The organism is Kluyvera sp. Awk 3, assembly GCF_028069715.1.
Taxonomy (GTDB): Bacteria; Pseudomonadota; Gammaproteobacteria; order Enterobacterales; family Enterobacteriaceae; genus Kluyvera; species Kluyvera georgiana_A.
In genome coordinates, this window is sequence record NZ_JANEWH010000025.1 from 23,074 (window position 1) to 45,114 (window position 22,041).

Genomic DNA, 22,041 nt, shown 5'->3' on the forward strand with positions numbered 1-22,041 from the left:
CGCCGCTTTCCAGTACTGTGATTAAATGTAAACAGAAAGTGAAGCGGGCCTATGCATCTCGATTTTCGCCAACTGCGCAACTTTGTCGCGCTGGTTGAATATGGCAGTTTTAATCGCGCGGCGGAGGCGGTCTGCCTGTCGCAATCGGCGTTCAGCCGCAGCATTCAGGCGCTGGAGCAGAGCGTCGGCCACCCGCTTTTTGACCGTCAGAGCAAGCTCCCGACCCTGACGCTGCATGGGCAAACCTTGCTGCCCTACGCGCGTCGCTTTCAGGAGCTGAACGTCGAGTTAAGCAGCCATCTGCGTGAAGCGGACGATGCGCAAAACGGCGAAGTAGCGTTCGGTTGCGGCCCGGCGCCCGGCGCGCGGTTAATTCCGGCGGCGGTCGGTGAATTTCACCGGCGTCTGCCGCAGGCGAGGGTGCGTTTTCATATCGACAACTGGTATGCCCTGCACCATGCGCTGACCTCGCAGCAATACCCGTTTGTGGTGGCCGACAGCTGGCAGGCCGAGCTGGATCCACAGCTGCGGGTTCAGCCGCTCAGCCCGCAACGCTGTTTCTTCGTCTGCCACGCCAGCCATCCGTTGGCAAAGCAGGGGCCTGTTTCTATTCAACAGATGTTGCGCTATCCGTTTGCCGCCCCCTATTTACCGCCGGGTGTGCGTAAAGTGTTAGCGACGCTGAGCCAGCGGCAAGACTTTACCCCGGCGATCCAGTGCGACCATATCTATGCGCTGTGGTCGACGCTGGCGCATACCGAGGCGATAAGCTTCGCCAGTGAAGATGGTTTTGCGCTGTGCCAGCACAGTCATCAGTTGGTTAAGCTGGAGTTGAGCGACCTGCCGGACGAGTGGCGGCTGATGCAGACCCGGTTTGCGATTATCTCCCCGGTTCATGCAGCCCAGCCGCCGCTTGCAGAAAAGCTGATGGAGATTATCCTGCATGCCGACCGTCAGCTTCAGCCGTTGACGCAGGGTGTGAGCGTTTAACCGGCGTTGAGCGGCTGGCCCTGAGGATTGTACTGCGGCCAGTGTTTCTCCAGCTTCTGACTTTTCAACGCCTGTTCAACAAACTGGCCGTCTACCCATTGCTTCGCGTCAAATGCGCTGCGAATCAGTCGACCATTTTTGGCCTGTTCGACGCTGCTGCTGAAGCTCTCGGTCAGAAACGGGTCGATACGCGGTGAGGTGCTAAAGTTCAGCTCCTGCGGCTGGAGCTCTTCGAGGAACAGGGCTTGCGGAATCTGGCTCTGTCTGGCCATTTCCGCTGACCAGGCTTCACGATTGGCCTCGTTGCTGATTTCCGCCGCATTTTTTACCAGCACGTCGATAATCTGCTGGGTGGCCTGCGGCCAGGCTTCGATAAAGCTCTGGGTGCCCAGGAAGCCCGCCTGGGTGGTGTTCTGACGGCCGGAATCGCCGCTTTTCACCACCACGTCTATCTTATCGCCGCGCAGCGCCAGCAGCGAGACGCCGCCCCACACCGCATCGACGCGTCCGGCGGCCAGCGCCGCTTTGCCCGCGTTCCAGTCGAGATTGATCACCTGCAGTTGACGCTCGGTCAAACCTGCGCTTTGTAACGCGCGGTCAAAGGCCAACTGGTCAGCCGTGCCACGATAGACCGCCACGCGCTTACCCTTCAGGTCGGCCAGCGTTTTGATGCCCGAGGCTTTTGTGGCGGCCAGGTACGATTCTGAACCGCGGCTGCCTAACAGCAGGCGCGTCGGCAGACCGTTGGCCTTGCCAATAATGGCGGCCAGGTCGCCAAGGTAAACGAAATCAAGCTGTCGGTTGGCCAGCGCTTCATTCACCGCCGGGCCCGCGCCTTTAAAGAACTGCCATTGAACCTCGACGCCCTGCGGCTTGAACACGTCTTCAAGCTGATGGCGAATATACGCCATCCCCACCGGCCCCTCGATAAACGGCTGACTACCCGCGCTTTGATCCGGTACGCCGATACGAATGGTACGCAGCTCTTCGGCGTGAAGGCTGGTCATCAGACCGACCGTTGCCGTCAGTGCCAGTATGGTGCGGCGAAAAAGTGCTTTCATCATAACGTCTTGCTCCCCTGAGTTTTTTTCTCACCCTAAAGAGCCGCCCGCCCCGCTGTTAAATACTTTTATTGGCAAAGCAAAGGCAAAAAAAAGCTAAAGCAAAGGCCGCGTACCCGGCAGGCTGAAATGCATTTGTTGCATCGGGATTATTCACGTAACGCAATGGCGGCGTGCGAAAAGTCACGTTTTTATAGCGGCATAACTTCACGAAAAGTGGACCGCTATGTCGCAGATACTCATCAGAACCCGCCTTCCCGGAAGGCCCATATTCCGGCTGAACGGCTGGCCGTGGCTGTTGCCCGCGCTGCTGTTTGTCCTGTGGTTCATCGCCGCTCGCGAAGGCTGGATGCCGGAGCAGATCCTGCCGCCACCGTCGGTGGTTGCCGATACCGCACTGTCGTTATTCGGCGGCGACCTGCTGGCGCAGTGGGGATTCAGCCTCCAGCATCTGGCGCTGGGGCTGCTGTTAGGCACCCTGGCCGGAACGCTGCTTGGCGCGCTGTTTGGTTTAGTCCCTACGGCGGCGCAGCGAGTGGAGCCGCTGTTTTACGCGCTGGCGCAGATTCCCACGCTGGGCTGGATCCCGCTGTTTATGGTGCTGTTCGGCATTGATAACGGTTTGAAGCTGGCGGTGATTGTGAAAACCACCGTCGTGCCGATGACGCTGAATACCCAGCAGGCGGTGACCAGCGTACCGCTGACGCTGAGTGAAGCGGGCAGGGTGATGAATTTTTCCCGCTGGCAGCGCCTGCGCTGGCTGGTGATCCCGGCGAGTCTGCCGGGTTGGTTTACCGGCCTGCGGCTGGCGCTTTCACAGGCCTGGGTGTCGCTGATTGTTGTCGAACTGCTGGCTTCTTCGGAAGGCATTGGCTACCTGATGGTCTGGGGACGTCAGCTGTTTCAACTGGATATCGTCTTCGTCACCATCGCCGTGGTGGGGATTAGCGGCATGCTGATGGAGTGGGCGGCGAATCGCGCCTACTCGCGGCTGGTGTTCTGGCCGCAGCCCGCGACAGGTCGCCTGGCCTGGAAACCGCAGGCCAGCTGGCGCGCGTTGCAGCTGCCGGCGCTGCTGCTGGTGTTGTGGCAACTGGCGAGCCAGTGGGGCTGGATCGACGGCGCGTTGTTCTCCTCGCCGCTGGCGGTGGCCGATCGCTTTGTGTTGGGGATGGTGAACGGTGAGCTAACCGCGGCGATGCTGGCAAGCCTTGGTCGCGCGCTGATCGGCGGCGCGCTGGGGATCGCGAGCGGCCTGCTTTGCGGGCTGCTGTTAGCGCTACGACCGCGCGCGGGGCACATCTTCACGCCAACGCTCAACGTTCTACGCCATATTGCGCTGTTCGCCTGGCTGCCGCTGCTGACCGCATGGGTGGGTAACGATAACGGCGGCAAAATTGTCTTTATCGCCCTGGCCTCCTTCTTCCCGATGTTCTTCAGCACTTTACAGGCTGTCACCCAGCGCAGCCCGCAGCTGGACGAGGTCGCTGACGTCCTGCGTTTAAGTGGCTTCGCACGTTTGCGCTCTCTGATTCTCCCCGGCGCGGCGCCGGGTATCTTCGCCGGTCTGCGATTGGCGCTGATTTATGCCTGGCTTGGCAATATCGGCGCGGAGTATTTCATGTCCTCCGGCGTGGGTATCGGCAGTCTGATGATCAACGCCCAGCAGTTGCTGGATATGCCGACCATTCTGTGCGGCATGGTGCTGGTCGGTGTTACCGGCGCGGCGCTGGATAAAGCCGGGCGTTTACTGGAAATTCGCGCCACCCGTTGGCGCCAACAGGAGCAACTATGACCTCTTCGACGCTGGTCTCTTTTCAGCATGTGCGTAAATCCTGGCAACAGGTGACGGCGCTACAGAACTTTAGCCTGGATATTGCCGCCGGCGAGCTGGTGGCGCTGGTGGGCAGCAGCGGCTGCGGGAAATCGACGCTGCTGCGAATGCTGGTGGGCCTGGAGCCGACCACTCAGGGCGAGATTCGGATCAACGGCGAGCGGGTGACCGGCGTGGGTAAAGAGCGCGGCATCGTCTTTCAGGAACCCCGCCTGTTCCCGTGGCTGAACGTTATCGACAACGTGATGCTTGGCCTCGCGGATGAAAAACTTAGCCGGGCCGAGAAGCGCCAGCGAGCGCAGGCGATGCTGGCGCGCGTGCAGTTGACCGAGTTCGCCAGCGCGCTGCCCGCCCAGCTTTCCGGCGGTATGGCGCAGCGCGTAGCGATTGCTCGCGGCCTGGTTGCCCGTCCGCAGATCCTGATGCTCGACGAACCGTTCGGCGCGCTGGATGCCCTGACGCGCCACACGCTCCAGCAGGAACTGTTACAGATTCACCAAAACACCGGCACCACCACGCTGTTGGTGACGCACGATGTGGAAGAGGCGGTGGCGCTTGCCGACCGGGTGGTGGTGCTTTCACCGCGCCCGGGACGGATTCGCGAAGTGGTGAGCCTCGCGCTGCCGCACCCGCGTCTACGCGACGACGCGTCGTTTACCGCCGCCTGCCGGCATATTCGCCAATTGATTACTTCAGCCTGATTCTTTTCTTTAAGGAGCAAATATATGGGACATCCTTCCGTCTACCCAACCGGCGCCACCCTCTACGATCCACAGCGGGCGTGGAGCGGTTACACCCTTTTCCAGGCCACCGAACACGGTGCGGTGCTGGTGGATATGAACGGCCACGTGGTGCGTGAATGGCCTGAACTACACGGGTTTCCCAATAAAATCCTGCCCGGCGGCGCGATTCTTGGCCACAGCGGCGAGCGCGACCCGCGCTACGGCATGCAGGATATGCTCGACCTGATTCAGGTGGACTGGGAAGGTAACGTTACCTGGAAATTCGACCGCTACGAACAGGTGAGCGATCCCGGTAATGAAACCCGCTGGATGGCGCGCGCGCACCATGATTATCAGCGAGCGGGTAACCCGGTAGGCTACTATGCGCCGGGGCTGGAGCCGCAGGTGGAAGGGGGCAATACGCTGATTCTGGCCCACACCAACCTGGTGAACGAGGCCATTTCCGACAAGCTGCTGCTGGACGACACCATTATTGAGGTCGACTGGCAGGGCAACGTGGTATGGGAATGGCGCTGCAGCGACCATTTTGAGGAGCTGGGGTTTGACGACGCGGCGCGTACGGCGCTGTATAACAATCCGAACATGCGCGCCAGCGGCGGCGGCATGGGCGACTGGATGCATATCAACTCTATGTCGGCGCTGGGGCCGAACAAATGGTATGACGCGGGCGATCAACGCTTCCATCCGGACAATATTATCTGGGACGCCCGCGAATCGAATATTATCGCCATTATCGATAAACAGAGCGGCAAGATTGTCTGGCAGCTTGGGCCCGATTACAGCAAGCCGGAGCTGAAGCATATCGGCTGGATTATCGGCCAGCACCACGCGCATATGATTCCGCAGGGGCTACCGGGAGCGGGCAATATCCTGATTTTCGATAACGGCGGCTGGGCCGGATATGGCGCACCGAACCCCGCGTCGGCGGACGGCGTGAAAAACGCCTGGCGCGATCATTCGCGGATCCTCGAGATTAACCCGATTACCCTTGATATCGAGTGGCGCTACTCGCCGTATGAGGCGGACCTGCCGCAGCCGACCGATTCTTACCGTTTCTACAGCCCGTACATCAGCAATATGCAGCGTCTGGAAAACGGCAACACCTTAATTAACGAAGGCTCAAACGGGCGTATTTTCGAGGTCACCCGTGACCATGAAATCGTCTGGGAATACATTTCGCCGTTCTGGGGTAAGACGCTGAATAACAATATGGTTTACCGCGCTTACCGTATACCGTATGGCTGGATCCCACAGCTGGCGCAGCCGCAGGAGACGCCGATTGCCGCCGTCGATGTTCGCACCTTGCGCCAGCCCGGTGCGGCAGCGGCAGGTCCCGCGCAGAGCGTGGTGCGGGTGGCGGGCGTGCAGCCCTACAGCAAAAGCGCCGACGCGCTGTGCGTGGCGACGGATAATGACACGCTGCGCCGCAGTCCGAAGCTGTTCCGCGTCGTGGAAAGTGCCTTCAGACCCATCGCTACGGCAAGCGAGCTGGAGAGTGGACGACCGATTCTGCTGTTCGTGGGCGCGGAGCGCTGCGTACATTGCCGCAAACTCTGGCAGCTGCTGGCGCATGAAAAACTCAGCCAGCGGGTTGCCGCGCTCGACAGCCGCTATCTTGATGCGGACCAGCATCAGGAACTCGCCGCGGCCCTCGGCGTACGCGGTTTGCCGACGTTACTGGTGCTGAAACAGGACCAGCCCACGGCACGCGGGCCTGCGCAGCTCTCTCTGGAAGGGCTGCTGGCATGGCTGGATGAGAACGCGGCGTGAGTTGAATAAGGGCAGGGAAGCCCGTATTTACGCTAAGTGGTTTTTATCTCAGCAGGGCGACGTAAATGACGTTCTGATAGCCATCAACAACAGGCGCGCACATCCTGAAAGCCTTACCCTAAATTTCGCACTTCCTTCAACCCGCCGTGATTCGTAGTATATTGAGTGTATTGTTGGTTATCAGGTGCGCTTTATGTCCTACTCCATTGGTGAATTTTCCCGGCTTTGCGGCATTAATGCCACGACGCTTCGCGCCTGGCAGCGTCGCTACGGCCTGCTCAAGCCAGAGCGCACCGATGGCGGGCACCGTCAGTACAGCGATGATGATATCCAGCAGGCGCTCAAAATTCTCGACTGGGTGAAAAAGGGCGTGCCGGTCAGCCAGGTGAAACCGTTGCTGTCCCGCCCGGGGGCACGGCAAACCAATAACTGGCTCACCTTGCAGGAGAGCATGCTGCAACGCCTGAAAGAAGGCAAAATTGAGTCCCTGCGCCAGCTGATTTACGACGCCGGTCGCGAATATCCCCGTCCTGAACTGGTGACGGAAGTGCTGCGCCCGCTGCGCAGTAAAGTCTCGGCCAACGTCGCGGCAATGATGACGCTGCGGGAAATTCTCGACGGCATCATCATCTCCTACACCTCGTTTTGTCTGGAAGGGGATAAACGCGCGCCGGGTGATAATTACCTGATTACCGGCTGGCACCTTAGCGACCCTTGCGAAATCTGGCTTGAAGCGCTGAAACGTACCGGGCAGGGGCATCGCATTGATGTACTTCCCGCGGCGCCCGCCGCGCTGGCCCCGGAGATTTTCCCGCAGCGCAAATGGCTGCTGGTCACTTCCGGCAAACTCACCGTCGCGCGAAAAAAACAGATAGACCTCTGGCAGCAGCAGGTCGATTCTCTTGATGTGATCCCGCTGTAACACCTCCCTCTCCACCATCCTGACGTTTTTCCTTGCCGCTGTTCAGGTGGCAGGGCTGATTTTTGTCATTTTAAACCCATCACAGAATGCTTTTTATCAAATTGAATTTAAAAGGATTAAAAAATTATTTCATCCAAAACTTGGACAAATATTATTAATTGTGTAAGTTTTAAATATGCCATCACACGATGTTGTTGCACGACAAGGTAGGATCTATGAGCGCATTGCCATCCGTCATCGACAGGTTTGTTGATTACTACTCCGGGCTGGACAGCCAGCCCGCTTCGGCGCTTGCCGCGATCTATGATGCGGATGCCACGCTTGTCGATCCTTTCGGCACCCATCGCGGGTTGCTGACGATCCAGCGTTATTTCACGCACCTGCTGGCTAACGTCAACGCCTGCCGCTTTGCCATTGAGACGCCGCTGTATGACGCGCCGCGTTGTGCCGTGGCGTGGACCATGCACTGGTCGCATCCCCGCATTGCCGCAGGCGCATCGCTGGCCCTGAAAGGGTGCTCGATGGTTAAGATTCAGGATGACCGGATCGTTCACCAGCGCGATTACTACGATGCCGGCGAGATGCTCTACGAACACCTGCCGGTGCTGGGCTGGGCGGTGCGTGGCGTCAAACGGAGGGTGCGCTCATGATGACTGTCCTCATCACCGGCGCAACCTCCGGTATTGGCGCAGGGCTGGCAAAATCGTGGGCCGATGACGGTTATCACGTCATTGCCTGCGGCCGCGATGCCCTGCGCCTGGAAACGCTGCGCCTGTACAGCCCCAACATCACCGCGCTGCAGTTCGACATGACCGACCTGGATGCCTGTCGCCAGGCGCTTCAGGGGTGCTACGCCGATCTGGTCATTCTCTGTGCCGGAACCTGCGAGTATCTCGAACGCGGCGTCATCGACGCTGAGCGGGTCGCGCGGGTGATGACCACCAACTTCATGGGGCCGGTCAATTGTCTGGAAGCCTTGCAGTCGCAGCTGATTAGCGGCAGCCGCGTGGTGCTGGTGAGTTCAATGGCGCACTGGCTGCACTTCCCTCGGGCGGAAGCCTATGGCGCGTCGAAAGCGGCGTTAAGCTGGTTTGCCGACTGTCTGCGTCTGGACTGGGAGCCGAAAGGCGTTGCCGTTACCGTGGTTTCTCCGGGATTTGTCGATACGCCGCTGACCCGCAAAAACGATTTCCCCATGCCCGCTCAGGTGAGCGTGGAATATGCGGTGAAAGCCATTCGCCGCGGGATTGCGAAAGGGAAAAACCATATCGCCTTCCCGACCGCTTTTGGCATCGCGCTACGCGCGTTGGCCGGGCTTCCCGCATGTCTGCAGCGCTTATTGTTACGCAGGATGGTGCGCTCATGAAGATCGCGATTATTGGCAGCGGCATCGCCGGGCTGACCTGCGCCTGGCGGCTCGCCGGCCATCATCAGGTCACCGTTTTTGAAGCGGAAGCGACGCCGGGCGGCCATACCGCGACGGTTGATGTCGCTACGCCGCAGGGACACTACGCCATTGATACCGGCTTTATCGTCTACAACGACCGCACCTATCCGCGTTTTATGGGGCTGCTGAGCGAACTGGGTATCCACGGCCAGAAAACGCAGATGAGTTTCTCGGTGCATAACCCGCAAAGCGGCCTTGAATATAACGGCCACACGCTCACCTCGCTGTTCGCCCAGCGGCGTAACCTCGTGAACCCGGCATTCTGGCGGCTACTGAAGGAGATTGTCCGTTTTAATCGTCTGGCCAAACAGGCGTTAAACGATGCCGACCCGTGCGCCACTTTACAGATGTTCCTCGAAGAGCACCGTTTTGACGCCTTTTTTGCCCGTCATTACATTCTGCCGATGGGCGCGGCAATCTGGTCATCATCGCTACACGAAATGCGCCGTTTTCCGTTGCCGCTGTTTTTACGCTTCTTTGAGCATCACGGTCTGCTGGATATCCGTGACCGCCCACAGTGGTATGTGGTTCCCGGCGGCTCGCGTGAGTACATTCGCGCGATGCTGGAACAGCTAGGCGCTCGCCTGACGCTGCGCCTCAACGCGCCGGTACAGCAGGTGATTCGCTACGAGGGCGGGGTGAAAATCCAGCTTGAAGACGCCGTCCACGCCTTCGATCAGGTGATTTTCGCCTGCCACTCCCGACAGGCGCTGGCGATGCTGGAGGAACCCACGCCTGCCGAGCGAGACGTTCTGGGCGCTATCGGCTGGCAACGCAATGAAGTGGTGTTACACGGCGACCGCCGCTGGCTGCCGGTGCGTGAACGCGCCTGGGCAAGCTGGAACTATCGGCTGAGCGAACAGGAGCGGGACAGCGCCTGTGTCACCTACAACATGAATATTCTGCAGGGGTTGCCCGCAGGCAGCCCGCTGTTCTGCGTCACGCTCAATCCCGACGCCTCGATTGACGACCGCTACGTCTGGCGACGCTTTGTTTACGAGCACCCGTTGTTTAACCCGGAAAGCTGGCGCGCGCAGGCGCGTCGCAGCGAGATCAACGGGTTACATCGCAGCTGGTTCTGCGGCGCTTACTGGTATAACGGTTTTCACGAGGACGGGGTTCGCAGCGCGCTGGATGTCGTGCACGGAATAGGGGCGCTCAAATGAACAGTTGCCTTTACCAGGGCGTATTACGCCATCGTCGTTTTCAACCCAAAGCGCACCAGTTTTGCTACCACGTGTTTATGGCCTGGCTCGATCTGGATGAACTGCCACAGCTTCCCGGCGTGGGGGTGAAGCGCAATCGCTTCGCGGCGGCGGCGTTCTATGATGCGGATTATCCGCTGGGAACGCCGTTAAAAGCGCGCGTGCTGGAGCAGCTTGCCCTGCTGACCGGCGAGCAGCCTGACGGCCGCGTTATGCTGCTGACGCAGTTGCGCTACCTCGGCTTCCATTTTAATCCGGTCAATTTTTACTACTGCTATGACCGTTCAGACAGCCTGCGGTGGGTGCTTGCCGAAGTCCGTAATACGCCGTGGAATGAGCGCCACTACTATGCCGTCGACGCCCAGGCGCTGCGGCCGGTGGAAAAAGCCTTCCATGTCTCGCCGTTTAACCCGATGGACATGATCTATCACTGGCGGTTTAACCCGCCAGGCAAAACGCTGCATATGCACATCGAAAATCATCAGACGGCGAAGATATTTGATGCCACCTTGACGCTGAAACGCGAGCCGCTGACGCGAACAAACCTGCGTTCACTGCTGCTGCGCATCCCGTTGATGACGCTGAAAACCGTACTCGCTATTTACTGGCAGGCGCTGAAGCTGTGGCTCAAGCGCGTGCCGCTATACACCCATCCGTGAGCAGGAGTAAACGATCATGACCGATCCCGTCTTTGCGCTTGAACCCGATATTCCGCGCAACGTCCGCATCGCGCGCTGGTTGCTTTTCCGGCTGCTGAGCGGCATTCGCCACGGCTCGCTGACGGTGCGGGAAGGGGCGCAAGCCTTTCAGTTTGGCGACGCGTCTGCCGCATTGCGCGCCGAAGTGCATATTCTCTCCCCCCGGGTGTACTGGCGGGCGCTGACCGGAGGAAGCCTGGCGGCGGCGGAAGCCTGGATTGACGGCGAGTGGCAAACGCATGACTTAACGTCATTGCTGGAGATCTTTGCGCTCAACGGCAGCACGCTAGGAAAGCTGGAGAACGGCTTTCGTCTGCTGGGCAGGCCCATCGAACGCCTGCGCCACTGGACGCGTCGCAACCATCGCCAGCAGGCGCGAGAAAATATCGCCGCGCATTACGACCTCGGTAATGAATTTTATGCGCACTTTCTCGATGAAGAGCTGCTCTATTCCAGCGCGCTGTTTACTGACGATGAGCAGGCGTTGACGCAGGCTCAGCAGGCCAAAATGGCGCGTCTTTGCGAGCAGCTGGCGCTGACCGCCAGCGATCATCTGCTGGAGATTGGTACGGGGTGGGGCGCGATGGCGGAATACGCCGCGCGACATTATGGCTGCCGCGTCACCACCACCACGCTTTCGCAGGAGCAGTTCCTGTGGGCGAAAGCGCGCATTGCCCGCGCCGGGCTTGAGGATCGGGTGCAGGTGTTGCTGTGTGACTATCGCGATCTCACCGGGGAGTTCGACAAACTGGTCTCGGTGGAGATGATTGAGGCCGTCGGCCAACGCTATCTACCCACCTTCTTCCGCACCTGCCAGGCGCGCCTGCGTCCGGGGGGAAAAATGGCGATTCAGGCGATCACCATTCAGGATCAGCGCTATCGCGACTACAGCAAAAGCGTTGATTTTATTCAGCGTTATATCTTCCCCGGCGGTTTTTTGCCCAGCATCACGGTGATGAGCGAACTGATGACGCGGCATACCGATTTCGTGGTGCGCAACCTGTTTGATATGGGGCCGGACTATGCCCGCACGCTGGCGCACTGGCGGCAGCGTTTTACCCACGCCTGGCAGGATATCGAGAAACTGGGCTTCGACGAACGCTTTCGCCGGATGTGGCTGTACTACTTCGGCTACTGCGAGGCCGGTTTCAACGCCCGCACGATAAGCGTGGTGCAACTGACGGCAGAGCGCGTATGAAACGCTATCTGCAGATTTTTCTGTTAGCCGTCGGCTTCGACCTTTACTGGTTTCTGGTGGTGTTCTTTCGGGAGCAAGGACTGGTGTTGTGGCTCGGGATAGCCATTCTGGCCCTGATGCTGCTGCCCACCGCGCGCCGTTTATACGCGTTACTGCTGGCGGTGGCGGGCAGCTGCCTGGATGCGCTCTGGGCGCTGACGGGGCTGATTGATTTTCATGGCGAAGGCGTACTGCCGCTCTGGATGATTGCGCTATGGCTGATGTTCGCGACGGTCTGGACGCAGCTCGCCAGTTCAACCACGCTGCCGGGATGGATACTGGCGCTGATGGCGGTTTGCGGCGGACCGATCGCCTACTGGCTGGGACAACGTCTGGGCGCCATCACCTTTTTGCAACCGACGATTGTCGTCGTCGGCGCGCTGACGACAGGCTGGCTGGTGTTAATGCTGTTATTTCACATTCTGTTGGGGAGACGGCAATGAAATCTGCGCTACTGATGCTGTTGTGTCTGGCCGTCGCTGCGCCATCGGCCGTTGCCGCGGACTGGTTGAGCTGGCGGAAAGTCGGCGACGCGACGCTGACCTGGGGGCCGTTCACGGTCTATACCTCCCAGCTTCGCGCGCCGGACGGGCAATATCATGGTTTAACCCAGGATCAGGCGCTGATCATCACCTACGCCCGGCATATTGAGCGGGAGGATCTGGTTAACGCCACCCGCGAGCAGTGGCAGGCGCAGGGGATTCTGGCGCGTGAGGCACAGAGCCAGGCCTGGCTGCGCATGCTGGCGGAATTATGGCCGGACGTCGAACCGGGTACGCAGCTGGCCTTCGTGCTGAACGATAAACAGGGGCAATTCTGGTACCGCGCCTCGGCGGCGCAAACGCGCTTTATGCCGCTGGGGCCCCGACAGTCGGCGGATTTCAGCCAAAACTTTCTCGCCATCTGGCTCGATCCGCGTACTCAATACCCGGAGCTGCGTCAGCAGCTCACAGGAGGTCAAAAATGAAACGTTTACTGGCTTTAAGTCTGCCCTTAATGATGCAACTGACGGGCTGTAGCGCCGACATCGCCGACTACCGCCAGCAGCAACCTCGGCTGGATATTTTCCAGTATTTCCAGGGGGAAACTCAGGCATGGGGGATGGTTCAGGATCGCAGCGGCAAACAGCTGCGACGTTTCCACGTGGCTATCAATGGCGACGTGGTGGGCAATACCTTAACCCTGAATGAACGGTTTGTTTATGACGATGGCGAGAAGCAGCAGCGGGTGTGGCACATCAGGCGGCTTGGCGACGATCGTTATGAGGGAACCGCCGGAGACATCGAAGGGGTCGCCAAAGGGCAGGCGGCGGGAAACGCGTTCAACTGGCATTACAGCATGAATGTGAAAGCCAACGGCAAAACCTGGCTACTGCATTTTGACGACTGGATGTATCTGCAGGATGGCAACCATCTGTTTAATAAAACCGAGATGAAGAAATTCGGTTTCACCGTCGGTACGGTGACGCTGTTCTTCTCCCGTAAAGCGCCATAACGAGGAGGACGCCATGAAAACGCAACCGGTGATTGGAATCAGCAGCTGTTTAACCGGCGCGGCCGTGCGCTTCGACGGCGGCCATAAACGGACGGACTTTGTGATGGACCGGCTGGCGCAGTGGGTATCATTCCGGCCCATTTGCCCGGAAATGGCGATTGGCCTGCCGACCCCCCGCCCGGCGCTGCGGCTGGTGCAAACCACCGCAGGCGATATCCGTATGCGGTTCAGCCATGCGCCTCACGAAGACGTCAGTGAAAAAATGGCCGACTTTAGCGCCGGGTATCTGGCCGGATTAGGCGAGCTATCCGGTTTTATCGTCTGCGCCAAATCACCCAGCTGCGGGATGGAGCGGGTGCGGCTGTATGACGAGAAGGGCAATCGCGGACGTAAAGAGGGGACGGGTCTGTTTACCGCTGCGCTGATGGCGAAGTACCCGTGGCTGCCGGTTGAGGAAGACGGGCGGCTGCACGATCCGCTGCTGCGAGAAAACTTTGTTGAGCGGGTCTTTGCGCTGCATGAGCTACAGCAACTGCGTAAAAATGGCCTGACGCGGCGGGCGCTGCTTGATTTTCATAGTCGCTATAAACTGCAGCTGCTGGCGCATCACCAGGCCGGGTATCGGGAGATCGGGCCGTTTGTCGCCTCACTGCATACGTGGGAGGATCTGGACGCATTCTTTGAGGCGTATCGCGATAAGCTGATGGCCATCCTCAAGAAACCGGCTTCGCGTAAAAACCATACCAACGTGTTGATGCACATCCAGGGCTACTTCCGTAATCAGCTCAACACGCGGCAGCGTACGGAGCTGCGGGATGTGATTCTTCATTATCGTGCGGGGGTGCTGCCCATTCTTGCGCCGATGACGCTACTGAAACACTATCTTGCGGAATACCCGGATGGCTATCTGTTGACGCAGAATTATTTCGACCCGTATCCGCAAGACCTGGCGCTGCGTCTGGCGGTGAATTAGCGTTGGGAGAGTCGGCGTCGGTATCTTCCCGCCGCCGACACTGCGTATAATGCGGCGTCGAAATCGTTTAAACAGGACTGCCGTTAATTCTATGAATCTCAACCGCTGGTGTTATTTGCTGCTGGCCCTCGCGGCGATCGCGAGCCTGTTTACCGCGCATCCTGTGATGATGTGGCTGCTGTTGGCGAACCTGCTGACGCTGGTGATTTACGGGGTCGATAAGATGGCGGCACGCAAGGACTGGCGAAGAGTGCCTGAAGCGACGTTGCTGTTCTTTGGCGTGGTAGGGGGATGGGTTGGCGCGATGATCGGGCAGCAAGTTTTTCGCCATAAAACCCAAAAGCAGCCCTTTAAAACCTATTTTATGATCAGCGTCATCGTCAGTATCTCTGCCACCATCGCCATCTATTATTTCTCGCCGTTTCGCGCTTTCTGACCCTCAACGCATTCTGCCCGCGGTCATGCTAACCCGCGGGCGTTATCTCTCATTGACACCCTAAATGGGTCATTGTATAAAACTCCGCCTCAGTAATGAGTTTCATTTACATTAAAAAAAGACCACCCGGTTTTCGATAACCCTTTTGATGAAGGATAGCGTTTAAATGAAAAAGACCCTCTGCGCGTTGGGCCTGGTGTTGGCGTCGGTCAGCTCGGCTATGGCCACGACCTATCCTCTGACCATTGAAAACTGCGGCTATCAAGAGACGTTCAGCAAACCGCCGGAGCGCGTTGTGGCGCTGGGGCAAAATACGGTGGAGATTTTGCTGCTGCTCGGCCTGCAAAATAACGTGGTCGCCAGCGCCTTCTGGCCAACGAAGGTGCTGCCGCAGCTGGCGAAGCAGAATGAAAAAATCAAACTGTTGACGGTGGAGATTCCTACGCTTGAATCTATTCTGGCGCAAAACCCTGATTTTGTTCCGTCACAAAACCCCCTCTTATTAGGCCCGGAAAGTAAGGTCGCTAAACGCGAAGACTTCGCGACCCTCGGCGTAAACAGCTATGTTTCACCCGGCATGTGCGCCACCAAAAAAGGCACGGGCGATATGTACGGCAGCCGCCAGCAGCTCTGGGACATGACCTGGCTGTATAAAGAGATTGAAGACTTCGCCACCATTTTTAATGTGCAGGACCGGGGCACCGCGCTGGTGGCGGATTTCAAAAAGCGTGAAAATGCGCTGCGCGCGGAGTTCAGCAAGAATAAAAAAGATCTCTCCTTCGTCTTCTGGTTCTCCAGCGCATCGCCTTCAGCTGATGCCTACGTTGGGGGAAAAAATAGCGCCTCTGGCTTTATCGCCAACGTGCTGGGCGGCCATAACGCCATTACGTCTGAAACCGAATGGCCGACGGTAAGCTGGGAAAGCATTATCGCGGCAAACCCGGATGTGATTGTGGTCTCCAGCCTCGACCGTAACCGCTGGGCGCTGGATAACGCAGAAGAAAAAATCAAATTCCTGAAAACCGATCCGGCGGTCAGCCAGCTGGATGCGGTGAAGAAAGGCCATATCGTGGTGATGGACGGGCAGGCGATGAACCCGACCATCCGCACCCTCTACGGCGCTGAACAGGTGGGCGAACAGCTCAGAAAACTGGGGCTCAACTGATGACGGCTGCCGCTATTGCGTCGCGACAGGGGCTGTTTCTGACCACCTCGTGCCTGCTATCTATCATCTTGTTATTGCTGGTGATTGCGGTTGGCGTCAGCGTGGGAGAGCTTGCCATCCCGCTGCAAAACGTCTTTTACGCCATCGGTAATAAGATGGGGCTGACCGACGTTCCGCTTAATCGTATCTATGAAAGCGTGATTTGGGACTTTCGCCTGAGCCGCGCGCTGGTGGCGGCTTGCTGTGGCGCGGGGCTGGCTATCTGCGGCGCGGTGTTACAGAGCCTGCTGAAGAATGCGCTGGCGGAACCCTATGTCCTCGGCGTTTCTGCCGGGGCGTCGACGGGGGCGGTTTCCGTGGTCGTGCTGGGTATCGGCACCGGCGCGGTATCGCTGTCCGCCGGGGCGTTTGCCGGGGCCTTTGCCGCCTTTGCCTTCGTGGCTTTTCTGACCAACGGCGCCCGTGGGGGGAACGAACGCACTATTCTGGCGGGCGTTGCCGCTTCTCAGTTGTTCAACGCTATTACCGCTTACACCATCAGCACCTCCGCCAGCGCGCAGCAGGCGCGTGACGTGATGTTCTGGCTGCTGGGCAGTTTTAGCGGCGTGCGCTGGCCGGAATTCCAGCTGGTGCTGGTGGTGGTGGTGATTGGCCTGGCCGTTTGTTTGTATTATTCCCGGGCGCTGGATGCATTCACCTTTGGCGACGATGCCGCCGCCTCGCTGGGGATCGCGGTCCCCTGGGTGCGCCTCATCCTCTTTACCACCACCGCGCTTATCACCGCGACCATCGTCAGCATGGCCGGCTCGATTGGTTTCGTTGGGCTGGTGGTGCCCCACGTGATGCGCTTCTTCTTTGGCCCGCTACACCGCACGTTGCTGATTGCCTGCGCGCTGGCCGGGGCGATTTTAATGGTGCTGGCGGATATCGCCTCTCGCCTGCTGATTGCGCCGCAAAGCCTGCCGGTAGGCGTGGTGACGGCGCTGGTCGGCGTGCCATTCTTTGCCATCATTATCTACCGTTCAAGGAATAAGTGATGAGTATCTGCGCTGAACATATTACCTGGAAGGTCGGTAAAAAGGTCATCGTCAACGACGTTTCGCTACAGGTTGCGCGCGGTGAAACCGTGGGGCTGCTTGGCCCTAACGGCTGCGGCAAATCGTCGCTGCTGCGCATTCTTGCAGGCCTGCGTCGCCCGGATGCGGGCTGCGTGACGCTCGACGGTAAAGACATTGCGAAGATGGCGAAAAAGCAGCTTGCTCGCCGGGTGGCGTTTGTTGAGCAGCACGGTATGACCGAAGCCAATATGCGCGTTCGCGACGTGGTCAAACTGGGGCGAATTCCGCATCATACGCCGTTTTCTAACTGGAGCACGCACGATGACGAAACCGTCACCGCGGCGCTGCAGCGCGTCGATATGCTGGATAAAAGTGAGCAGGGGTGGCTGAGTTTGTCCGGCGGGGAGCGTCAGCGGGTGCATATCGCCCGTGCTTTGGCGCAGACGCCGACGGAGATTTTGCTTGATGAACCGACCAACCACCTCGATATTCATCACCAGATGCAGTTAATGCAGCTGATTAGCGAACTGCCGGTGACCAGCATTGTGGCTATTCACGATCTTAACCATGCCGCCATGTTCTGCGATTCGCTGATTGTGATGCAAAAAGGGCAAATTATCGCCAGCGGAACGCCGCAGGATATTCTCAGTGAGGAACTGCTGTGGGATGTTTTTCGCGTGAAGACCAAAATTGAGATTTCCCGCTTCCATGGTAAAAAACATATCCACTTTATTGTTTAAGGCCGGATAATTGCATGCTGCGTTTTCCCCTGCGCCCCGCCAGGACGCTCTGGCCGCCGGTATTACTGGGTAGCCAGTTTGTCTTTAATATCGGCTTCTATGCGGTAGTGCCGTTTCTGGCGATATTTCTGCGTGACGACATGCTGCTTTCCGGGGGGCTGATTGGCCTGATTCTGGGGCTGCGTACTTTCTCACAGCAGGGGATGTTTATTATCGGTGGAGCGCTCTCCGACCGGTTTGGCGCGCGTGCGATTATCCTGATTGGCTGTGTTATCCGGGTTGTGGGATATCTGCTGTTGGCGCTGGGCCAATCGCTGTGGCCGATTATTCTGGGAGCCTGCCTGACGGGGATCGGCGGGGCGCTGTTTTCACCCTCCATTGAAGCCTTGCTGGCCAAAGCGGGAACACAAAGTCAGGCGAGCGGCAAGCGCAGCCGCGCGGAGTGGTTCGCGCTGTTTGCGGTTTGCGGTGAGCTTGGTGCCGTGCTGGGGCCCGCGTTGGGCGCGCTGCTGACGGGCTTTGGTTTTCGTCAGGTTGCGCTGGCGGGGGCAGGGGTTTTTATCGTTGCGCTGATCCTACTCTCCTTCGCTTTGCCCGCCGCGCCGCGACGCACGCAGAAGATCAACATTCTGCCGTGGTGGACGACGTTTCGTCAGCCGCGTTTCGTGGCGTTTATTATCGCCTACAGTTCGTGGCTGCTAAGCTATAACCAACTCTATCTGGCGCTGCCCGTTGAGATCCAGCGCGCGGGCGGCAGTGAAAAGGATCTCGGGCCGCTGTTTATGCTCGCCTCGCTGCTGATTGTGGCGTTGCAGCTGCCGCTGGCGCGGCTTGCCCATCGCGTGGGGGCCGTCCGGATCCTGCCGGTGGGGTTTTTACTGCTCTCCGCCGCTTTCGCCAGCGTGGCGCTGTTCGCCTCGACGCCGCCGGCAGAAGGCTGGCAGCGGTTAATTCCATCGATATGTTTTGTGACGCTGCTGACCTTAGGGCAAATGCTGCTGGTGCCGTCGGCTAAGGATCTGATCCCCCGTTTTGCTGAGGAGTCGACGCTTGGTGCGCACTATGGCGCGCTCGCCACTGCCGGCGGCGTCGCGGTGCTGGCGGGGAATTCAGCGTTTGGCGGGCTGCTTGACGAGGCGCTGACCCCTTCAACGCAGGCCATCTATCCCTGGCTATTGCTGGCGCTGTTTCCCCTGTGTAGCGCCGTGGCGATGGTGCTGATTTGCCGCCCGTTGCTCACCAAAACCCGATTTGGTTAAGGAAGCTGCCCAGGCCTTCGCAGGTGTATTGCTGTTAACCGGCTGCGTGGTGGGAAATCGGAATTGCTTCGATGACGACAATGTTTTGCCATAAGGATCCCGATATGAATCGTTTTTATCAACTCACCGCGACGAGTCTGGATGGTCAGCTTATCCCGATGGCCGACTACGCCGGTAAGCTGGTTCTGGTAGTCAATACCGCCAGCCATTGTGGCTTCACGCCGCAATATGCAGGTCTTGAAGCGCTCTACAAGAAGTATGCCGACCAGGGGCTGGTGGTGCTGGGTTTTCCCTGCAACCAGTTTGGTCAGCAGGAACCCGGAAATGCAGATGACATCGCGCAGACCTGCCACATCAACTATGGTGTGAGTTTCCCGATGTTCGAGAAAGTGGAAGTCAACGGTGCGGCGGCGCACCCGGTGTTTTGTTATCTGAAGGATGCGTTGCCCGGCGTGCTGGGTGGGCGAATCAAGTGGAACTTCACCAAGTTTCTGATTGGCCGCGACGGCAAACCGCTTAAACGTTTTGCGCCGTTGACGACCCCGGAGAAAATGGAAGCTGCAATTAAGGCCGCGCTTGATATCTGAGTTTCCTGTTATTTGATTTTATTTCAGGATGCTCGGGCGGAGCTTAAAAAAACAAACAGGACTGATGCTGTCGATATCGCGATCTTTAAAATTGATGCTCATCACATTGACGCGTTCTTAAATGAATTTAACTTAAATCTCTTTCTATACTCTTTATTTGTTCATCTTTTCCGAGGAATAAATAATGTTCGATCATGTGAAATTCGGCGTAAGTGATTATGAAAAAAGTAAGACGTTCTTCCTCAATGCGCTTCAGCCGCTTGGCGTGACTCTCATCGATGAAGGCACACCGGACTACGGTGTTGAAATGAGTTCCGACAATGTTTCACTTTGCCTGTTCCACACGAATGACAAACCGGCTCCTCTGCATCTGGCGTTTGTCGCTAAAACCCGGCAGCAAGTTGATGAGTTTTACAATGCCGCTTTGCGTGCGGGCGCCCAGGATAACGGAGCGCCAGGCTTACGTTCCTACGGCGAAAACTACTATGCGGCATTTGTCATTGCCCCTGATGGCCATAATATTGAGGCGGTCTGCCATGCGCCGGGATGATTAAAGGCCAGCTATCCGAGGGATTGGGACGGGGAGGGGCATTTTTTGTCTGTGAAAAATGTCGGGTAAACGTCGTCTGGCTGTTTACCTCATACCGGCAGGTAAAGAAACTGTGCATCCGGGAAACGGCGGATGCTACGGGATACCATGCTTCGCAGTTTGCGCCAGGAGCGAACAATGCAAACCTTGCGAGGGCGTTAATTTACAACGGGAACGTCGTCGAGGTGTTTAACAAAACGCTTCCTCACTTCCTGATAACCATTATCTTCATAAAACTTGTGTGCCCTGACTCGTCTTTCACTGCTTGAAAGCTCAATTTGAGAACATCCTTTCTCCAGGGCGATTTGCTCAGCGGCGATGAGGAGCTTCCGCCCGATCCCTGCCCCTCGCAATGATTCATCTATGACCAGAGCTGAAATTAATGCCCATAAGCTATTTTCATGCAGAGGCGTGATAAAATTCATCACAATAACCCCGCAAAGTTCTTTTTCTGATTCGGCAACCAATATGCTAAGACCGGTATGCTCCTGCGCAATGTGCTTTTCTAAGCGTTCTCCCTCTGTTTGATATCCCAGTTGCAGAAACAACTTACTTAGAGAGGGTATATCTTTTAACTTTGGCGTCCTGATTAAGACCATGCCATAACCTCCTTCATAATCGTTTAGTGAAAAAGTTGGTGGTTCTTTTGTAGGGATACTTACAGTAGTAGGTGAAATGGTCAGTTCCAGTATTCATATTTCGCCGTCATTACGGCGTTATGTTTGTCGACATATTGTTTACCTGTCCGATCGGTTGGGGTGATCGTAATATCCATATTGGCATGAGTGCACTCTCCATGTGTGTTCCACTCCTCGCAGGTGGTCAGATTTTTTTCGATGGTGAAATAGGTTTGGGTCTTGCTCAGGGTCAACTCGCGGCCCTGGTTATCATAGCCATACTCTTCTATGGTTGAGGGTGACTGGGTTTTGATCAGGCGATGATGGTCATCATAACTGTATACAATCGTATTATTATCTATCACCATACTTCCTTTGCTTGTTGCGCTTGCCAGTAATCCTGACGAATTGAAGGCGTAGTCGATTGTGCTCACTGTGGTTTTGTCTTTATCTTCCGGTTTTGTGGCCGCGATAATTGATCGATTAATCGCGCGGCTGATAATTCCTTTATTGTTAAGCTGGTACATTCCCTCAAAAGTCTGCTGATATACCTGTGTGGTTTTCTGGCTTTTTTTATCGGTTATGACCCCGTTTGAGTCTCCCTGGATGCTCCAGCCAAATTCTGTTTTATTCAACTGAATTTCAGAGGTTGCCGTGAAAACGGTTTCCTGGCCTGTTGAGGTTTTGACCTCTTTCATATGGCCGCCAATTAGCTCACCGCATTGACTGAAGTTGCTTTGAACCGATGTGCGGAGATACCCATCAGGACTATCAATAGTCATTGATACAGATTTGGGAATTTCAGTTCTTGTCTGCTGGCTCAGAAGGATGAAGTTGTTCAGTTTGTTTTTAGCGAAGGTTTCCCCAGTGCATTGTGCTGCATAAGCCTGAAATGTGCAGAGGGATAAGAAAGTAATAAACAGGTTTTTATTATTAAATGACACTATGTGTTGTCCTCGTGAACCGATCAGTTATTCAGATTTGGTTACGTTAGCGCAGTTTTGTTTCCTTGGATGCTCGTCAGATTTGACTCACTTGTCAATCAGTGAATTCACCGTAATCTGGCTACATGCTTTGTACAATCAGGTCTGCTCCTCGCTCATAGCGAACCTTCAGTTCTGTTAGCTTGTCCGCTCAGTGCCAAAAGCGAACCGTTTTGTTTTGGAGCATCATGTTTATTGACTGATTGCCGATAATGATGCGTACAGATGATTTT

Annotated in this window: 23 protein-coding genes and 1 pseudogene; 21 read left to right on the forward strand and 3 right to left on the reverse strand. The window is 57.2% G+C overall.

Annotation, left to right across the window (positions count from 1 at the left end):
* The first annotated feature begins 51 nt into the window (after positions 1-51).
* A complete protein-coding gene (locus NNN71_RS07710) occupies positions 52-990 on the forward strand; it encodes a LysR family transcriptional regulator (RefSeq protein ID WP_163449075.1) in 939 nt (312 codons plus the stop codon).
* Here the strand turns inward: NNN71_RS07710 and NNN71_RS07715 are convergent.
* A complete protein-coding gene (locus NNN71_RS07715; protein WP_167575353.1) occupies positions 987-2,054 on the reverse strand; it encodes an ABC transporter substrate-binding protein in 1,068 nt (355 codons plus the stop codon). The genes NNN71_RS07710 and NNN71_RS07715 overlap by 4 nt on opposite strands.
* A gap of 223 nt (positions 2,055-2,277) precedes the next feature.
* Between NNN71_RS07715 and NNN71_RS07720 the strand changes: the two genes are divergently transcribed.
* The 20 genes and pseudogenes from NNN71_RS07720 to NNN71_RS07815 all read left to right on the forward strand — a co-directional run bounded on the left by NNN71_RS07720 (position 2,278) and on the right by NNN71_RS07815 (position 20,169).
* Complete coding sequence (locus tag NNN71_RS07720) at positions 2,278-3,846, forward strand: ABC transporter permease (protein ID WP_271458230.1); 1,569 nt, start codon at positions 2,278-2,280, stop codon at positions 3,844-3,846.
* Positions 3,843-4,586 carry an ABC transporter ATP-binding protein gene (locus tag NNN71_RS07725; protein ID WP_271458231.1) on the forward strand — a complete coding sequence of 248 codons (744 nt, stop codon included), beginning with the start codon at positions 3,843-3,845 and terminating at the stop codon, positions 4,584-4,586. The genes NNN71_RS07720 and NNN71_RS07725 overlap by 4 nt, the downstream gene beginning before the upstream one ends.
* Positions 4,587-4,610: 24 nt before the next feature.
* On the forward strand, positions 4,611-6,398 hold the full coding sequence (locus NNN71_RS07730) for an aryl-sulfate sulfotransferase (RefSeq protein WP_271458232.1): 1,788 nt from the start codon (positions 4,611-4,613) through the stop codon (positions 6,396-6,398).
* A 193-nt stretch (positions 6,399-6,591) separates the two neighbouring features.
* Positions 6,592-7,320 (forward strand): MerR family transcriptional regulator, encoded by a 729-nt coding sequence (locus NNN71_RS07735; RefSeq protein ID WP_163449070.1) that lies wholly within the window; start codon positions 6,592-6,594, stop codon positions 7,318-7,320.
* Between the two features lie 215 nt (positions 7,321-7,535).
* Positions 7,536-7,970: a nuclear transport factor 2 family protein gene (locus tag NNN71_RS07740; RefSeq protein ID WP_163449069.1), complete on the forward strand. Its 435-nt coding sequence runs from the start codon at positions 7,536-7,538 to the stop codon at positions 7,968-7,970.
* Positions 7,967-8,686: an SDR family NAD(P)-dependent oxidoreductase gene (locus tag NNN71_RS07745; RefSeq protein ID WP_271458233.1), complete on the forward strand. Its 720-nt coding sequence runs from the start codon at positions 7,967-7,969 to the stop codon at positions 8,684-8,686. The genes NNN71_RS07740 and NNN71_RS07745 overlap by 4 nt, the downstream gene beginning before the upstream one ends.
* Positions 8,683-9,933, forward strand: a complete 1,251-nt coding sequence (locus NNN71_RS07750; RefSeq protein ID WP_271458234.1) for an NAD(P)/FAD-dependent oxidoreductase — start codon at positions 8,683-8,685, stop codon at positions 9,931-9,933. Before NNN71_RS07745 ends, NNN71_RS07750 begins: the two co-directional genes overlap by 4 nt.
* Positions 9,930-10,651: pseudogene (locus tag NNN71_RS07755) on the forward strand (DUF1365 domain-containing protein). Before NNN71_RS07750 ends, NNN71_RS07755 begins: the two are co-directional and overlap by 4 nt.
* Positions 10,648-11,868: an SAM-dependent methyltransferase gene (locus tag NNN71_RS07760; RefSeq protein ID WP_223803041.1), complete on the forward strand. Its 1,221-nt coding sequence runs from the start codon at positions 10,648-10,650 to the stop codon at positions 11,866-11,868. The pseudogene NNN71_RS07755 and the gene NNN71_RS07760 overlap by 4 nt, the downstream one beginning before the upstream one ends.
* Positions 11,865-12,350, forward strand: coding sequence for a DUF2878 domain-containing protein (locus NNN71_RS07765; RefSeq protein ID WP_163449064.1), 486 nt, complete (start codon positions 11,865-11,867; stop codon positions 12,348-12,350). Before NNN71_RS07760 ends, NNN71_RS07765 begins: the two co-directional genes overlap by 4 nt.
* Positions 12,347-12,874 (forward strand): hypothetical protein, encoded by a 528-nt coding sequence (locus NNN71_RS07770; protein WP_223803040.1) that lies wholly within the window; start codon positions 12,347-12,349, stop codon positions 12,872-12,874. The genes NNN71_RS07765 and NNN71_RS07770 overlap by 4 nt, the downstream gene beginning before the upstream one ends.
* Positions 12,871-13,401 carry a DUF3833 domain-containing protein gene (locus NNN71_RS07775; RefSeq protein ID WP_167575361.1) on the forward strand — a complete coding sequence of 177 codons (531 nt, stop codon included), beginning with the start codon at positions 12,871-12,873 and terminating at the stop codon, positions 13,399-13,401. The genes NNN71_RS07770 and NNN71_RS07775 overlap by 4 nt, the downstream gene beginning before the upstream one ends.
* A 13-nt stretch (positions 13,402-13,414) precedes the next feature.
* Positions 13,415-14,374, forward strand: coding sequence for a YbgA family protein (locus NNN71_RS07780; protein WP_271458235.1), 960 nt, complete (start codon positions 13,415-13,417; stop codon positions 14,372-14,374).
* Between the two features lie 91 nt (positions 14,375-14,465).
* Complete coding sequence (locus tag NNN71_RS07785) at positions 14,466-14,810, forward strand: DUF1294 domain-containing protein (RefSeq protein WP_167575363.1); 345 nt, start codon at positions 14,466-14,468, stop codon at positions 14,808-14,810.
* Positions 14,811-14,976: 166 nt separating this feature from the next.
* On the forward strand, positions 14,977-15,975 hold the full coding sequence (locus NNN71_RS07790) for an ABC transporter substrate-binding protein (protein WP_163449060.1): 999 nt from the start codon (positions 14,977-14,979) through the stop codon (positions 15,973-15,975).
* Positions 15,975-17,012: a FecCD family ABC transporter permease gene (locus NNN71_RS07795; RefSeq protein ID WP_163449059.1), complete on the forward strand. Its 1,038-nt coding sequence runs from the start codon at positions 15,975-15,977 to the stop codon at positions 17,010-17,012. Before NNN71_RS07790 ends, NNN71_RS07795 begins: the two co-directional genes overlap by 1 nt.
* Positions 17,012-17,773, forward strand: a complete 762-nt coding sequence (locus NNN71_RS07800) for an ABC transporter ATP-binding protein (protein WP_163449058.1) — start codon at positions 17,012-17,014, stop codon at positions 17,771-17,773. The genes NNN71_RS07795 and NNN71_RS07800 overlap by 1 nt, the downstream gene beginning before the upstream one ends.
* A 14-nt stretch (positions 17,774-17,787) precedes the next feature.
* Entirely contained in the window at positions 17,788-19,032 is a 1,245-nt protein-coding gene (locus NNN71_RS07805; protein ID WP_271458236.1) for an MDR family MFS transporter, read from the forward strand.
* 104 nt (positions 19,033-19,136) lie between these two features.
* Positions 19,137-19,619: a glutathione peroxidase gene (locus NNN71_RS07810; protein WP_163449056.1), complete on the forward strand. Its 483-nt coding sequence runs from the start codon at positions 19,137-19,139 to the stop codon at positions 19,617-19,619.
* A gap of 184 nt (positions 19,620-19,803) precedes the next feature.
* The gene (locus tag NNN71_RS07815) at positions 19,804-20,169 is read left to right on the forward strand and encodes a VOC family protein (protein WP_271458237.1); all 366 of its coding nucleotides are present in this window, start codon (positions 19,804-19,806) and stop codon (positions 20,167-20,169) included.
* 197 nt (positions 20,170-20,366) lie between these two features.
* Here the strand turns inward: NNN71_RS07815 and NNN71_RS07820 are convergent, their stop codons facing one another.
* Positions 20,367-20,807, reverse strand: coding sequence for a GNAT family N-acetyltransferase (locus NNN71_RS07820; RefSeq protein ID WP_167577254.1), 441 nt, complete (start codon positions 20,805-20,807; stop codon positions 20,367-20,369).
* Between the two features lie 80 nt (positions 20,808-20,887).
* A complete protein-coding gene (locus NNN71_RS07825) occupies positions 20,888-21,769 on the reverse strand; it encodes a hypothetical protein (protein ID WP_271458238.1) in 882 nt (293 codons plus the stop codon).
* Between the last annotated feature and the right edge of the window lie 272 nt (positions 21,770-22,041).

Coding starts and splice junctions, on each gene's coding strand:
- NNN71_RS07710 (WP_163449075.1), top strand. CDS start 52: ATGCATCTCGATTTTCGCCAACTGCGCAACTTTGTCGCGCTGGTTGAA.
- NNN71_RS07715 (WP_167575353.1), bottom strand. CDS start 2,054: ATGATGAAAGCACTTTTTCGCCGCACCATACTGGCACTGACGGCAACG.
- NNN71_RS07720 (WP_271458230.1), top strand. CDS start 2,278: ATGTCGCAGATACTCATCAGAACCCGCCTTCCCGGAAGGCCCATATTC.
- NNN71_RS07725 (WP_271458231.1), top strand. CDS start 3,843: ATGACCTCTTCGACGCTGGTCTCTTTTCAGCATGTGCGTAAATCCTGG.
- NNN71_RS07730 (WP_271458232.1), top strand. CDS start 4,611: ATGGGACATCCTTCCGTCTACCCAACCGGCGCCACCCTCTACGATCCA.
- NNN71_RS07735 (WP_163449070.1), top strand. CDS start 6,592: ATGTCCTACTCCATTGGTGAATTTTCCCGGCTTTGCGGCATTAATGCC.
- NNN71_RS07740 (WP_163449069.1), top strand. CDS start 7,536: ATGAGCGCATTGCCATCCGTCATCGACAGGTTTGTTGATTACTACTCC.
- NNN71_RS07745 (WP_271458233.1), top strand. CDS start 7,967: ATGATGACTGTCCTCATCACCGGCGCAACCTCCGGTATTGGCGCAGGG.
- NNN71_RS07750 (WP_271458234.1), top strand. CDS start 8,683: ATGAAGATCGCGATTATTGGCAGCGGCATCGCCGGGCTGACCTGCGCC.
- NNN71_RS07760 (WP_223803041.1), top strand. CDS start 10,648: ATGACCGATCCCGTCTTTGCGCTTGAACCCGATATTCCGCGCAACGTC.
- NNN71_RS07765 (WP_163449064.1), top strand. CDS start 11,865: ATGAAACGCTATCTGCAGATTTTTCTGTTAGCCGTCGGCTTCGACCTT.
- NNN71_RS07770 (WP_223803040.1), top strand. CDS start 12,347: ATGAAATCTGCGCTACTGATGCTGTTGTGTCTGGCCGTCGCTGCGCCA.
- NNN71_RS07775 (WP_167575361.1), top strand. CDS start 12,871: ATGAAACGTTTACTGGCTTTAAGTCTGCCCTTAATGATGCAACTGACG.
- NNN71_RS07780 (WP_271458235.1), top strand. CDS start 13,415: ATGAAAACGCAACCGGTGATTGGAATCAGCAGCTGTTTAACCGGCGCG.
- NNN71_RS07785 (WP_167575363.1), top strand. CDS start 14,466: ATGAATCTCAACCGCTGGTGTTATTTGCTGCTGGCCCTCGCGGCGATC.
- NNN71_RS07790 (WP_163449060.1), top strand. CDS start 14,977: ATGAAAAAGACCCTCTGCGCGTTGGGCCTGGTGTTGGCGTCGGTCAGC.
- NNN71_RS07795 (WP_163449059.1), top strand. CDS start 15,975: ATGACGGCTGCCGCTATTGCGTCGCGACAGGGGCTGTTTCTGACCACC.
- NNN71_RS07800 (WP_163449058.1), top strand. CDS start 17,012: ATGAGTATCTGCGCTGAACATATTACCTGGAAGGTCGGTAAAAAGGTC.
- NNN71_RS07805 (WP_271458236.1), top strand. CDS start 17,788: ATGCTGCGTTTTCCCCTGCGCCCCGCCAGGACGCTCTGGCCGCCGGTA.
- NNN71_RS07810 (WP_163449056.1), top strand. CDS start 19,137: ATGAATCGTTTTTATCAACTCACCGCGACGAGTCTGGATGGTCAGCTT.
- NNN71_RS07815 (WP_271458237.1), top strand. CDS start 19,804: ATGTTCGATCATGTGAAATTCGGCGTAAGTGATTATGAAAAAAGTAAG.
- NNN71_RS07820 (WP_167577254.1), bottom strand. CDS start 20,807: ATGGTCTTAATCAGGACGCCAAAGTTAAAAGATATACCCTCTCTAAGT.